11 protein-coding genes are annotated in these 12,972 nt (G+C 61.7%); 3 read left to right on the top strand and 8 right to left on the bottom strand.

The annotated features are described in order from the left end of the window. The first annotated feature begins 3 nt into the window (after window positions 1-3). The gene (locus tag ACPYOI_RS17385; RefSeq protein ID WP_168828549.1) at window positions 4-603 is read left to right on the top strand and encodes a PRC-barrel domain-containing protein; all 600 of its coding nucleotides are present in this window, start codon (window positions 4-6) and stop codon (window positions 601-603) included. A 50-nt stretch (window positions 604-653) separates the two neighbouring features. Here the strand turns inward: ACPYOI_RS17385 and ACPYOI_RS17380 are convergent, their stop codons facing one another. The 3 genes from ACPYOI_RS17380 to ACPYOI_RS17370 form a co-directional block, all read right to left on the bottom strand. Further along, window positions 654-2,699, bottom strand: a complete 2,046-nt coding sequence (locus ACPYOI_RS17380; protein ID WP_481415728.1) for an oxidoreductase — start codon at window positions 2,697-2,699, stop codon at window positions 654-656. 126 nt (window positions 2,700-2,825) lie between these two features. Beyond that, complete coding sequence (locus tag ACPYOI_RS17375; RefSeq protein ID WP_481415727.1) at window positions 2,826-4,187, bottom strand: putative bifunctional diguanylate cyclase/phosphodiesterase; 1,362 nt, start codon at window positions 4,185-4,187, stop codon at window positions 2,826-2,828. Between the two features lie 130 nt (window positions 4,188-4,317). Continuing rightward, on the bottom strand, window positions 4,318-6,042 hold the full coding sequence (locus tag ACPYOI_RS17370) for a response regulator (protein WP_481415726.1): 1,725 nt from the start codon (window positions 6,040-6,042) through the stop codon (window positions 4,318-4,320). 178 nt (window positions 6,043-6,220) lie between these two features. Here ACPYOI_RS17370 and mutL point away from each other — a divergent pair, with 178 nt between their 5' ends. Continuing rightward, on the top strand, window positions 6,221-8,038 hold the full coding sequence (gene mutL, locus ACPYOI_RS17365) for a DNA mismatch repair endonuclease MutL (protein ID WP_481415725.1): 1,818 nt from the start codon (window positions 6,221-6,223) through the stop codon (window positions 8,036-8,038). Window positions 8,039-8,102: 64 nt separating this feature from the next. Then, window positions 8,103-8,333 (top strand): DUF2093 domain-containing protein, encoded by a 231-nt coding sequence (locus ACPYOI_RS17360; protein ID WP_168828544.1) that lies wholly within the window; start codon window positions 8,103-8,105, stop codon window positions 8,331-8,333. A 2-nt stretch (window positions 8,334-8,335) separates the two neighbouring features. Here ACPYOI_RS17360 and lpxK read toward each other — a convergent pair whose 3' ends face one another. The 5 genes from lpxK to ACPYOI_RS17335 form a co-directional block, all read right to left on the bottom strand. Beyond that, complete coding sequence (gene lpxK / locus ACPYOI_RS17355) at window positions 8,336-9,373, bottom strand: tetraacyldisaccharide 4'-kinase (protein ID WP_481415724.1); 1,038 nt, start codon at window positions 9,371-9,373, stop codon at window positions 8,336-8,338. 189 nt (window positions 9,374-9,562) lie between these two features. Continuing rightward, window positions 9,563-10,282, bottom strand: a complete 720-nt coding sequence (locus ACPYOI_RS17350; RefSeq protein WP_481415723.1) for an HAD family hydrolase — start codon at window positions 10,280-10,282, stop codon at window positions 9,563-9,565. Between the two features lie 7 nt (window positions 10,283-10,289). Beyond that, window positions 10,290-11,609, bottom strand: coding sequence for a lipid IV(A) 3-deoxy-D-manno-octulosonic acid transferase (waaA, locus tag ACPYOI_RS17345; RefSeq protein ID WP_481415722.1), 1,320 nt, complete (start codon window positions 11,607-11,609; stop codon window positions 10,290-10,292). Window positions 11,610-11,778: 169 nt separating this feature from the next. Then, a complete protein-coding gene (locus ACPYOI_RS17340) occupies window positions 11,779-12,027 on the bottom strand; it encodes a DUF4170 domain-containing protein (RefSeq protein ID WP_481415721.1) in 249 nt (82 codons plus the stop codon). 59 nt (window positions 12,028-12,086) lie between these two features. Next, a complete protein-coding gene (locus ACPYOI_RS17335; RefSeq protein ID WP_481415720.1) occupies window positions 12,087-12,896 on the bottom strand; it encodes a 3'(2'),5'-bisphosphate nucleotidase CysQ in 810 nt (269 codons plus the stop codon). Between the last annotated feature and the right edge of the window lie 76 nt (window positions 12,897-12,972).

The raw sequence follows: 12,972 nt of genomic DNA, 5'->3' as shown, positions 1-12,972 counted from the left end.
GAAATGACACGCAAACTTCTGACGACCGTTGCCGCTGGCGCCCTGTTTGCCACGGCCTTCGCACCGGCGGCATTCTCGCAGACCCAGCCGGCTCCCGCCGCGCCGGGTGCTACGCAGACGGCTCCGGCCGAACCGGCTGCACCGAAAATGCCGGACGCCACCGCGCCGATGAATGACGCAGCCAAGGCTCCGGCTCCGGCTCCGTCAGCCGATACGGCCCAGGCTGGCGGCGGCTATTTGACGGAACAGGGAGCGGACCAGATCAGCGCCAACACCTATATTGGCCAGTCGGTCTATAACGCCGAGAACAAGAGCATTGGTGAGGTCGACGACTTGATCATGAAGAAGGATGGCGGCCTGGTGGCTGCTGTGATCGGCGTCGGCGGCTTCCTCGGTATCGGCGAGAAGGATGTCGCCGTGCCGATGGAAAAGATCACCGCTGCCCAGAACCCGCAGGACGGCAGTATGAAACTGACGACCACGGAAACTGCCGACTCGCTGAAGGCCGCTCCGGAATTCAAGACGCTGCAGATGCAGGCAGCCGAAAAGCCTCCGGCAACAACGGGCACAGACACAACGGCAACCGGTTCGACCAAGAACTAGTTTCGCGCTTTAAGTAGAGCGTAGGCGGCGTCCGAAAGGGCGCCGCTTTCTTATAAGAGAGCACAGAAACGCAATGCGTCGTAAATCGCCGCATGAATGTTGCGGCTTGAGACCGCGTCGCCGATCCTGATGAGATCGAACTGCGCATCAGGGTTTTTCACTGCAAGCGGATATCGACGCCCGACGAGAGCGGCATAGTCGACGGCACCGAGGTTTCGCGACTGCGGCTTGAGTTCCAGATAGAGATCGGCATTCGCAACGGTGCCATGCTCGACGACGACTTGTGCGACGTGACGCTCCCGCACGACGTCTCCTGCATAATCTGAACCCAGCACGGCGACGAGCCCGTTTCCTTCGCGGCGGACAGCCATCAGCCGGGTGTTGATCGTCACGCGGACATCCCGCTCGGCGAAAGCCTTGGCATACGGCACATGGTTCATGCCTCCCATTTCGGGAGCGAAAAAGCGCTCGGGCGAGACGAGTTCCAGTTCCGCGCCGCTGTTGGCGATGACCTCGGCCGCCGACATGCCCGGATGGCCGCCGTTGTCGTCAAAGAGCAGGACGGAGCCCTCCGGCTTGATTGCCCCCGCAAGAATATCCCAGGACGAGGTGACCAGATCATCTCCCGCATCGAGTTCCGGCGACTGCGGGATACCGCCCGTTGCCACGACCACCAGATCGGGCTGAAATGCGAGGACCTCCTCGGCGCCGGCATAGACGTCATAGTGGATTGCGACGCCGAGGCGCTCAAGCTCGGCGAGCCGCCAATCGACAATCCCGACCATCTCCTTCCGGCGCGGATTGCGGGTCAGCAAGTTGATCTGACCACCTGCCTTGCCCGTCGCCTCCAGGACTTCAACATGATGGCCGCGTTCGGCGAGCACCCTTGCCGCCTCGAGACCCGCCGGTCCCGCTCCGACGACGGCGGCCTTTCGCAGGACGTCCGCCTTCTCGATCTCGTGTGGCATTTCGGCCTCGCGACCGGTGGCGGCATTGTGAATGCAGAGCGCCTCGCCGCCTTCGTAGATGCGGTCCAGGCAGTAGGTGGCGCCGACACACGGGCGGATGCGGGCCTCCTCTCCGGCCATTACCTTTCTGGCGATATGCGGATCGGCGATGTGGGCACGCGTCATGCCCACCATATCGAGCTTGCCCTCGGCAATCGCATGCCTTGCGGTCGCGATGTCCGCTATTCGCGCGGCGTGGAAGACGGGAAAGTGCGTCGCCGCCCTCACCTCGCCTGCGAAATCCAGATGCGGCGACGCAGGCATTCCCTGGATCGGGATGACGTTGTTCAGCGCCGCATCGTGATCGATATGGCCCCGAATGATGTTCAGGAAATCGACCGTGCCGGAAGCCACGAGGCGCTTGGCGATTTCGATACCTTCTTCGCGCGAAAAGCCTTTCTCCCAGTCCTCGTCCGCAGCCATGCGGATGCCGACGATGAAGTCCGGCCCCACAGCCTTTCTGACCGCTTCGGTGACCATCAGCGAGAAGCGCATGCGGTTTTCCAGCGATCCGCCGAACTCGTCTTCCCTATGGTTGGTCGCAGGCGACCAGAAACCGTCCATCAGGTGCCCATAGGCTTCGAATTCGATGCCATCCAGTCCCGCAGCCTGCATGCGCTCGGAGGCCGATACATAGTCGGCGACGATGCGCTCGATGTCCCATTCCTCCGCTTCCTTCGGAAACGCGCGGTGGGCGGGCTCGCGGATGGGAGACGGCGCCAGCACCGGCAGCCAATCGCCCCGGTTCCAGCCGGTGCGGCGGCCGAGATGGGTAAGCTGGATCATCACCGCCGCGCCATATTCGTGACAGTCGTCCGTGAGCTTTCTTAGCCACGGCACGATCTCGTCGCGGTCGGCATGCAGGTTACCGAAGGCGGGCGGCGAATCCGCCGAGACGACAGCCGAGCCGGCAGTCATCGTCAGTGCGATGCCACCCTTCGCCTTTTCGCGATGATAAAGCCGGTAGCGGTCAGTCGGCATGCCGTTTTCGGAATAGGCCGGCTCGTGCGCGGTGGACATGATGCGGTTCTTCAGCGTCAGATGCTTGAGCTGGAAGGGTTGCAGGAGGGGATCTTTGGATGACGTCATCGACACTCGCTTTTCCGCGCCGGCACGCGGCATGAATCTTCCGCCAGGGCGATCATGACGCAGGACTGGAGGAATTGCGATGCCTGATGGCGGCGCGGACTGGCCTCGATGCGGCCTGCCTCAAACTCAGGCCGGCAGACGGTCGATCGCGGCTGTGTCGTAATAGTTCTCGTGGAGGAAGCGCAGCGTCGCAATGCCGTCGGCAGGCTTGCCGAAGTGGTAGCCCTGTCCCATGCCGCACCCCAGCGACCGCAGCTTCGCGGCTTCCGAATAGTCCTCGATGCCTTCGGCAACGACTTCGAGATCGAGACCTTCGCACATCGTCAGGATCGCCTTGACGATGTGCTCGGAGGCACGGTCGGAATTGATGCGCGAGACGAAGGCACGGTCGATCTTCACCTTGTCGAAGATGAAATCACGCAGGCGGCCGAGACTGGATTGGCCGGTCCCGAAATCGTCGAGCGAGATGCGCACGCCCGCCTGGCGCAGATCGGAAAGGATGCGGTGGGCCGTATCGGCGGAACTCATGACGGCGGTTTCGGTGATTTCGAGCTCCAGCCGGTGCGGGTCAAAGCCGACGCGGCCGAGGATGGAGAGCACGTTGGTGCTCGTGCCCGGGTCCATCAGCTGCGCGGAGGAAAGATTGAAGGACAAGAACAGCTCGCGCGGCCATGAGAGCGCCGCCTCGGCTGCCTTTCTAAGCAAGGTTTCCGACAGTGCGTCGATGAAACCGCGCTCCTCGGCAAGCGGTACGAAGACACCCGGCGAAACGAAGCCGAGATCCGGATCGTTCCAGCGCGCCAGGGCCTCAAAGCCGATCACCTGATTGTTCGACAGCGAGACGATCGGCTGAAAATGCACATCGATGGCGTCCGAAATGATGGCATTTCGAAGCGCCTGCTCCAGCTGCGTGGCGCGCTTCATCTCCTGTGCGATCTCGCGCGAATAGACGGTGATCTGGCTGCGCCCGCGGCGCTTGGAGCGATAGAGAGCGGTTTCAGCGCTTTTTAAAAGTTCGTCGAATTCCTCACCGGCAAACGGATAGATGGCAAACCCGAAGGACGCGGAAAGGCGAACATTGCGATCGCCGAGATCGTAGGGCGCCGACAGCACTTCGCGGATCATCTGCCCGAACTTTTCGGCACTCGCGCGCTCGAAGATCAGCGGCAGCACGAAGGCAAATTCGTCGCCATCATGGCGGGTGACCAGGGCTCCATCCGGAATGCATGCCTTCAGGCGAAGGGCAACCTGGCAAAGGATCTCGTCGCCGGCCGCGGAACCGAAGAGATCGTTGATCGGCTTGAAGGAATCGAGGTTAGCAATACCGATGGTGAAAGGAGCCGGATCGCTTGCGCGCTCCGTGGAAATCTGGCGGACGCTGTCGCGCATGCGGTGGCGGTTACCGAGGCCGGTAAGCGGATCGGTATATGCCATAGCCTGAAGCTCGTTCTGGCTCACAGGCAAGAAGGGTATATCCGCCGGCTTCATCGTTCAACCTAAGCTGTCGTCATTCGCACTCGGAAGAATGGCGAGCAAGTCTTAACAAACCGATAGTACGCGGCGCCCTCAGCGCATTCGCGTGTAGGCGGCCAATGGTATCGCTTAGGGTCAGAACCTACTAAATGCGTGCCCGGAGCGGCTCGGCGGCAAGATACTTCTGGAAGATCGTTTCCAGCATGTCCGGACTGACGGGCTTCATGATGACATCATCCATTCCCGCCTTCGTGCATTCGGCGCGATCCCGCTCAAATGCCTGGGTCAACACACCGATGATCGGCGTATGTTGCGGCTGGTCTTCTTCCATCTCACGGATCATGCGCGCCGCCTCGAAACCATTCAGTCCCGGCAGCGAAATGTCCATCAGCACGATCTGCGGCTTGTGCTCCGTCCAGAGACGCACAGCATCGTCGCCGCTGGCCGCGATCATATAGCGATAACCCAGTCCCTCGAGGATTTGGGAAAAGACGATCTGGTTGATGTCGTTGTCTTCCGCCACGAGCACCTGGAGAAAGTCCGCCTCCGAGGACGTCGTGATCTCCCAGTCGGCTTCGCCTTCGGTTGTGGGCGTCTGCTTGTTGCGGTTGAAGTGCCGGGCGATCTGGAACGTCAACTCGTTGGCAAGCTGGAACCCATCCATGACCAGAACCGGAATGCCATAGTGCCCGGCGAGCTCCAGGCAGCGCATGCCCATTTGATTGTCGATGATCACAAGATCCAGCGTAAGGCCGGCAGAGGTTGCCATCTCGAGGAACCGCTCCTCCTCATCCTCGCCCCTGACCGCGCATGCTTCAAAGCCGTATTTCGCAAGCGTGCGGATCGCGCCCGCTTCAGCGGCGATGTCGCCGGTGACGACCAGGATCTTGCGGCCGGAAAAGTTTTCCGGAACGATCGTCTCCATCGCGGCCGGCTCCCGGTGCTCGGTATCGCCGTTAAGCGGCACGTAGGCCCGGCGATAGGAGTGATGGCTCGACGTCGTGATTGCAGTTGCCCGGTCGAACTCGTCGAGATCGGCGCCCTCGCGCGGCAGATCCTGCATCGTGGAGACAAGGAAATAGCGCCCCGGCTTACCGATGCGGTGCTTGCGGCTGACGATGTCGCGCTCCGAACCATCGCGCGAGATCTGCCGCTGACGCACCACGGACATCTCGCCCGTTTCCAGAACATGCCGATCACTCTCTTCGAAGCGCTGAGCGACTTCGGGGGAGAAGAGATCACTGCTCTTGTGGCCCAGCACCTGGTCGACGGTCGTCTGATATTTCTCGCAGAAGGCGATGTTGGCGGCGACGTAAGTGAGATTGCGGTCCTTGACGAAGAGCGGGAACGGCAGGTTGTCGAGGATATCCTCGGTGAGCTGCACGCGTTCGAGGTCGGAACGCCACTGCTCCTCGCGTTTCCTCTCCTCGGAAATATTCGAGATGACGGAAACGCAATAGCCGCTCGGCAGACGGCGCTTGACCAACCGGACCCAGCGGTCGATGCCGTGGCGCTCGATCATCTCGTACCGCTCGCGCCAGTGGGAGGCAATCCTCTGCGAAAGCCAATCCTCGCGGCCAAGCGAACCGCCCGGTTGCTTAGCTGCATATTGCTGGTGAAGGCCAGTGTCGTAGACCGCACCGAGAAAATCCCGTAGCCGGGTCCCGGGCTTCAGGACGACCGGCGAGATCGGGAAAAAATCGAGCACCTGCCGGCTCGCGAAAATTATCTGATCGTTCTTATCGTAGATGATGAGAGCGGCCGAGAGGCCATCCGCAATGGCTTCAAAGAGCGCAGGCTGCAGGTCAGTTTCAGGCAGCATTTCATCGCTTATGGATGATGCGTCCGCCTTTTCGAAGCCGGCACTCATTCCTTCACGTCCCACATCGATCCGATTTCACAGCGCTCATTGGTTGTATGCGCCCAAAATGCCAGCTTTCCCCTAACGGCAGCTTAACATTAAGCAGTACAATTCAGGGAAGCTGAACACTCCTCTGGACGGAGCTTTTTAGCCTTCCCTCGGACATGCGAATCCGCGAAAATGAGATATGGCCATCAGACAGCTCTCCGAAACGCTCATCAACCAGATCGCCGCCGGCGAAGTCATCGAACGTCCGGCCAGCGCGGCGAAAGAACTGATCGAGAATGCGCTGGATGCCGGTGCAACCCGCATCGAGATCGCCACCTCCGGGGGCGGCAAGGGCTTGCTGCGTGTCAGCGACAACGGCGTCGGCATGGATGCCGCCGATCTGGAACTTGCAGTGCGGCGGCACTGCACCTCGAAGATTTCGACAACGCTCGATGACATTCGCACCCTTGGCTTTCGCGGCGAGGCTCTGCCTTCCATCGGATCCGTAGCGAAGCTCAGCATTTCCAGCCGCCGGAAGGATGGCGGCGTCGGGAGCGAAATTGCAGTCGCTGGTGGCAAGGTGCTGCATCTCAGGCCCTCCGCAGGCAATCCGGGCACGATCGTCGAAGTGCGCGACCTCTTTTTCGCAACGCCTGCCCGCTTGAAGTTCCTGAAGACGGAAAAGGCCGAGGCGGCGGCCATCACGGAAGTCGTCAAACGGATGGCCATCGCTTTTCCACGCACGCGCTTTGTGCTGTCCGGCACCGACCGCAGCACGCTCGAGTTTCCCGCGACCGGAGACGACCACCTGGCCCGGATGGCGCAGGTGCTCGGCAAGGAATTCCGCGACAACGCGATTGAGCTCGATGCAGAGCGCGAAGGTATCGCACTCACCGGTTTTGCCGGCGTGCCGACTTTCAACCGCGGCAACTCGGCGCATCAGTATGCCTTCGTCAACGGCCGCCCGGTGCAGGACAAGCTGATCCTCTCGGCGATCCGCGGCGCCTATGCAGAAACGATCCCGGCCGGACGCTATCCGGTAGCCGTGCTGTCGCTGTCGCTCGATCCGGCTCTAGTTGATGTCAACGTGCATCCGGCCAAATCGGACGTCCGCTTCCGCGATCCCGGTCTCGTGCGCGGGCTGATCATCGGCGCGGTTCGCGAGGCACTGGCGCGCGACGGAAGCCGGGCGGCAACGACAGGCGCCGACGGCATGCTGCGCGCCTTCAGGCCAGGCTTCCAGCCGAACTACCAGCGACCGCCGCAAGCGGCATGGTCGGCCGAAACCTCCCCGTCCCGCCCCTATCAGACGACAAACGGCAGTTTTGGCGAGAGGCCGCAGAGTTCTTTCGACGGGCTGAGCATGCCGGCCGCGCGCACCGAACCGCAGGCTCGGACATTGCAGCAGACCGCGCCTCGCGAAGAACCGCAACCGCACTATCCACTCGGCGCGGCGCGGGCGCAGATCCACGAAAACTACATCGTCGCGCAGACAAATGACGGACTTGTCATCGTCGACCAGCATGCCGCGCATGAGCGGCTGGTCTTCGAGGCAATGCGCAAGGCGCTGCATTCGAACCGGCTGGCGTCTCAGGTTCTGCTGATTCCGGAAATCGTCGACCTGCCGGAAGAAGATTGCGACCGGCTGATGGTGCATGCCGAGGGGCTTGGCGAGCTCGGTCTTGCGATCGAGCGCTTCGGGCCGGGCGCGATTGCCGTACGCGAAACGCCGGCAATGCTCGGCGAGGTGGATGCGCAAGGCCTGATCCGCCAGCTTGCCGACGAGATCGCAGAGTGGGATACGGCCTCGGGTCTCGCGGCCAAGCTCGAATACGTCGCTGCGACCATGGCCTGCCACGGCTCGGTGCGCTCCGGCCGCAGGCTTCGCCCGGAGGAAATGAATGCGCTGCTCCGGCAAATGGAAGTGACGCCGGGTTCCGGCCAGTGCAATCACGGACGGCCGACCTATATCGAACTGAAGCTGTCGGATATCGAGCGCCTGTTCGGACGCAGCTGAAAATACTGGCAATCGTGCTTTCGCCGCGATATTGGCAGGAGAAGGCAACCGGGAACGGAGCAGGATGAACTTGTTTGAAGCAAATGGAAACCGCGAAGCGAAGATCCGCTATCTCGACGCAGATTTCCAGATCCTGTCGCCGGGCTCCTACGTCGTCTGCGCCATGACCGGCAAACATATCCCGCTCGACGAACTGCGCTACTGGAGCGTTGCCCGGCAGGAACCTTATGCCGACGTGGTCTCGTCCTTCGAGGCGGACAAACGCGCGGGCGTGCTGCCGAACCAGAAGCGCTGATATTACTTGCGTTTTTCCCTCAGCCGCCGCTGCCGGCAGGCATCTATCGCACGATCGACGATAAGACCGGGCGCCTGATGATCCTCGAAAGCCATTTCGACTTCGATGACGCGGCATTTGGCGGCGAGTTCTTCGGCCCTGCCATGATGGCCCGCGAGCCGCACGAAGTCCTTCGATGTGGTGACGATCGACAGGTTTTCCCGTTCGGCGGTTGACAGCAGATCCACCATCTCGTCGTCGGTCAGGTGCTCGTGGTCACCGAAGGATCTGCTGACTGCGATCTCGGCGCCAAGCGATTCCACCGTCCGGAAGAATTTGCCGGGATCGGCGATGCCTGCGAAAGCCAGCACCTTCCGGCCGGCGAGATCGTTCTCGCCGTAGACTTTCAGCGATGCGGTGAAATAGGGTTTTGCGGCACGGGCAGCCATGCGGACGACCGCGTCCGCGGCATTGCCCTTTCCTACTTTTAAGAGAGCGCTGACGTAGCGCATCTGCACCGCGATCGGCGCGCGTACCGGCCCGCCCGGCACCGTATGTGCGTTGCCCAGGCCGCGCACGGCATCGATAACCAGCAAGGCGTAGTCGATTGCGAGCTTCGCGCTCTGGAAGCCGTCATCCATGATGATGAGGTCGGCGCCCTCCTTGACCAGCCGCTCTGCGCCCTCGACCCGGCGGCGGGAAACGACCGTCAGCGCCTCGCGGGCAAGCAGCAGCGGCTCGTCGCCGACGGCAACCGCGCGATGATGAGCGGGTTCGACAACCACTGTAACGTCCAGAGAGCCTCCGTAACCACGGCTCAGGAAGCCGGGCTTCAGGCCCTTTGCTTTAGCCGCGCGGGCGATCGCCAGCGCTGTCGGCGTCTTTCCGGCGCCGCCGACGGTGAAGTTGCCGACGCAGATGACCGGTACGGGAACGGAGGCGCGGTGCGCATGCTTCATCCGGTAGCCGGCGATGCGTCCGTAAAGGAAGGAAAAGGGCGAGAGCGTCCACGCCCGCCAATCGGCTTTCGTCCACCAGAACGGCGGCGCTTCGGATACCATAGGTGCCGCCTTGCGCTCTTCCGGTGCCCCCAGCACCCGGTTACTCATCGACTGCGGGGAAACAAAGGGCAAAACTGAAGAAAAAGCAAGCTTTTGCTTCCCGCACCCTCATTCCTGTGCTCGTCGGTGGAGTGAGGGAGCTACGGAGGTGCGGTCGCGACATAATCGACCGGCTATGCCTGCAGCCAATCACGCTGGCTGGAGGTCGTGCAGCAAATCCTCAAGTTCGGTGATGTCGTTGAGGCAATAATCGGACGCAGCCGCGAGCGATTCCCGCGAACCGGTGCCCGTCAGAACAGCGACCTTGAGGCCCGCCTCCGCATTGTGGCCCATGTGCAGATCGTGATTGTTGTCGCCGACGACCGCCACTTCCGCCGGCTTCAGCCCGGTCGCCTTGCAGAAGCCAAGAACCATCCCGGCTTCCGGCTTGCTGCCGAAACCGCTGTCATAGCCGGCGATGTAGTCCACAAACTCGGCAAAGCCGAAACGCTGGGCCATCAGGCGGATAGAGCGTTCGTTGTCGCTGGAAGCGATGCCCAGTTTGAAGCCACGGCCATGCAGGCGGCCGAAGAAAGCGGCCAGATCCGTCACAGGAACGCTGAATTCCGCGGCATTGGAAAAAAGCTCGTCGAGCTTGATCGCCAGTTCCACGACCTCGACCTTGGATCCGGCAGCGACCAATCCTTCGGCGATCTGCCGGGTATTGCCAGCCGCAAGCAGGCTGTCGGGCACGATGTGGCCGGTCAACGGGTCCATGCCGCAGGCGGCGAGCAGCTGATCGGCAAGAACGGCATCTCCTTGGGAAGCGATGCGCGCCAGCTCGCGGTTCACCGGCAGCCAGCTCTCATCATAGTCCAGCAGGGTGCCGTCCTTGTCGAAGAGAATGCCCTTGATGCTTCTAGCCACCATCTTTGAATCAGCCCTCTGCCATCATTTTCGGCAGCAGTCTTGCCTTTACGGTCAGCGGATTGATGTAGGGCTCGAGAGACTTCACCGTAGCCGTCAATGCGCCGCGCATTTCTTGCACAGCGCCAATGCCGGCGTCGATCATTTTGCGCCGCGCCTCGTCGTTGATAAGAAGATAGTGGACCCCCTTGGCCAGCATCTCGGTATCGCGCACCATGCGCGCGCTGCCGCGCCGGGCGAGCTTCTGATAGGCCTCGCGGAAATTCTGGACATTGCTGCCGGAAAGCACGGCGCAGCCGAGCATGGCAGGTTCGAGCGGATTTTGGCCGCCCTCCGCAAACAGGGAACGGCCGACGAAGGCGACTTCCGTCAATCGCAAGTAAAGGCCCATCTCGCCAATCGTATCGCCGAGGAAGATATCGGTGTCCGGCGACAGCACGTCGTTGCGTGTGCGGCGGGCAACCTTGAGCCCAAGCTTGACGAGCTCTGCTTCGATCTCATCCGAGCGCTCGGGATGCCGCGGCACGATGATGGTCAGCTGTCCGTTGCGATCCTTGAGCGTGCGATGAACGATCGCCGCGGCATTCTCCTCGCCGTCGAAGGTCGAGATCGCGGCCCATGTCTTGCGCCCCCCGATCTGCTTCTTATAGCGGGCCAAGGTCGATGCGTCATAAGGCGGCGCGTCCGTATCGACCTTCAGGTTGCCGGAGGTGGTCACATGCCTTGCGCCGAGATCACGGAAGCGCTCCGCATCAACATCCGACTGAGCGATGACAAGTGCGAGATTTTCGAACAGAGCTTCGGCGATCGCGAGACGCCGCTGCCAGCGCGCGAACGAACGGTCGGACATGCGGGCATTGACGAGAATCTGCGGAATGCGCCGGCGGCCGAGTTCCATGATCGTCGCCGGCCAGATCTCCGACTCCGCAATGATGGCGCAATCCGGCTGCCAGTATTCGAGGAAGCGGCCGACCGCAGGCTTCAGGTCGAGCGGCACATATTGGTGGATCGCTTCATTGCCGACGCGCTCGGCGGCAAGCTTTGCGGAAGTGATCGTTCCGGTCGTCAGGATAACATGAATGTCGCGGCGGCGGATCTCGCGGATGAGGGGAATGATGGCGTTGGTCTCACCGACGCTCGCGGCGTGGATCCAGACAAGCGGACCCTGCGGCCGGTTGGCGCTCGCATAACCGAAGCGCTCCATGCGGCGGGCGCGCTCTTCCTTGCCCTTTGCGGTCCGGTAGGCGAGATAGGCACTGACGAGTGGGGAAGCGATGGTCCCCGCCGTCCGATAGAGGCCCAGCGCGAACCGCGCGCTCGGCGAGCTCATCTAGAATGCCTCCGATCAGCAGTGATCCTCATCAAACCCATTCCCCAATCATTGTTGCGGCCGGAATGACCGAGTAATTTGTTCAGAATGCGTCAATCGACGGCGGCGAGTATGGGCTGCTGCAAGCCGGCACCGCCGCTTGAGCAAATGCCGGTGCATAAACGCCTAATCAGGCTTTTCCGCTCATATTCTCGGGATCGAGCAAGCGATGCATATGGACGATGAAATAACGCATATGCGCGTTGTCGACCGTCGATTGCGCCTTACCTTTCCAGGCCGTCAGCGCGGAGGCGTAGTCCGGAAAGATGCCGACGATATCGAGATCCTTCAGATCGCGAAACTGGACATCTGCCAGGCTTTCCAGTTCGCCGCCAAATACGAGATGCAAGAGCTGCTTTTTGCCGCCGGATTCCGTCATTTTTCTTCTCTTTCGCTTCTATCCCCCGCGCCTTCATCTGCGGGATTTTGACGCAAACGTCAACTGCTTCGTCTCAGCGCAAGCCCTTCGAGGAACTCCGCAACGCGGGGCGCGGCAGCGCCGCAAAGCTCGGCGTGACTGACCTGCGGGCGATTGTAGAGAACCGCGCGTCCCTCGAGGTCGGTGAGCCGGCCTCCGGCGCGCTCCAGGATAAGGTCGGCCGCCGCCAGATCCCAATCATGCGAATTGCGCTTGACGAAGGTGCCTTCGAGGCGGCCGTCGGCAACCATCGCGAGGCGATAGGCGAGCGACGGCACATGCTTTACCCGCTCGATTTTCTCCTGAAGATGACCAGGAAACGATTTCAGCACATCCTCGCCTATCGCAAAACGGCTGACGGTTTCCGGCCCCTTGGCCGATGCGGCGATGCGCTCGCCATTCTTCATCGCAATGCCGCCTTCGACGGCCTCGAAAAGCTCCTCGAGTGCGGGAGCGTAGAGCACTCCCGCGACGGGCCTGCCGCGATGGACCACGGCGACGCTGACACACCACAAGGTCTGGCCGCCGAGGAAGGCGCGCGTGCCGTCGATCGGATCGATGATGAAAAGCGTCTCTGTCGAAAGACGGGCGGCGCTATCTTCCGTTTCTTCGGAAAGCCAGCCGTAATTCGGCCGGGCGGCGCGCAGGATCGATTCAAGCCGTTCGTTCGCGGCGAAATCCGCGGCGCTCACCGGAGAGCGGCCTTCGTTCTTCCACCAGACTTCCGGCGACTTGTTGAAGAAATTCAGAGCGACGCCGCCTGCCTGTTTCGCGGCATCGGCGATCAATTCGAGATCGCTCTGCCAGCGAAGCGTTCCAACGTCGTTCATTGCATCAATCCATTCTAGCGCCCGGCGAGCGTCATTCCCTCGATCGCGAGAGTCGGGGCCGCAACACCGTATTTGC

This window comes from Rhizobium sp. SVR5-2C, from assembly GCF_056755115.1.
The sequence above is the reverse complement of the archived record's forward strand: the minus strand, read 5'-3'. Positions and strand labels throughout refer to the sequence as shown.

Bases quoted from the DNA above. Each gene is read 5' to 3' on its own strand.
- ACPYOI_RS17385 (WP_168828549.1), top strand. From the start codon at position 4: ATGACACGCAAACTTCTGACGACCGTTGCCGCTGGCGCCCTGTTTGCC.
- ACPYOI_RS17360 (WP_168828544.1), top strand. From the start codon at position 8,103: ATGAACTTGTTTGAAGCAAATGGAAACCGCGAAGCGAAGATCCGCTAT.
- ACPYOI_RS17340 (WP_481415721.1), bottom strand. From the start codon at position 12,027: ATGACGGAATCCGGCGGCAAAAAGCAGCTCTTGCATCTCGTATTTGGC.
- lpxK (WP_481415724.1), bottom strand. From the start codon at position 9,373: ATGGTATCCGAAGCGCCGCCGTTCTGGTGGACGAAAGCCGATTGGCGG.
- ACPYOI_RS17375 (WP_481415727.1), bottom strand. From the start codon at position 4,187: ATGAAGCCGGCGGATATACCCTTCTTGCCTGTGAGCCAGAACGAGCTT.
- waaA (WP_481415722.1), bottom strand. From the start codon at position 11,609: ATGAGCTCGCCGAGCGCGCGGTTCGCGCTGGGCCTCTATCGGACGGCG.
- ACPYOI_RS17380 (WP_481415728.1), bottom strand. From the start codon at position 2,699: ATGACGTCATCCAAAGATCCCCTCCTGCAACCCTTCCAGCTCAAGCAT.
- ACPYOI_RS17335 (WP_481415720.1), bottom strand. From the start codon at position 12,896: ATGAACGACGTTGGAACGCTTCGCTGGCAGAGCGATCTCGAATTGATC.
- mutL (WP_481415725.1), top strand. From the start codon at position 6,221: ATGGCCATCAGACAGCTCTCCGAAACGCTCATCAACCAGATCGCCGCC.
- ACPYOI_RS17350 (WP_481415723.1), bottom strand. From the start codon at position 10,282: ATGGTGGCTAGAAGCATCAAGGGCATTCTCTTCGACAAGGACGGCACC.
- ACPYOI_RS17370 (WP_481415726.1), bottom strand. From the start codon at position 6,042: ATGAGTGCCGGCTTCGAAAAGGCGGACGCATCATCCATAAGCGATGAA.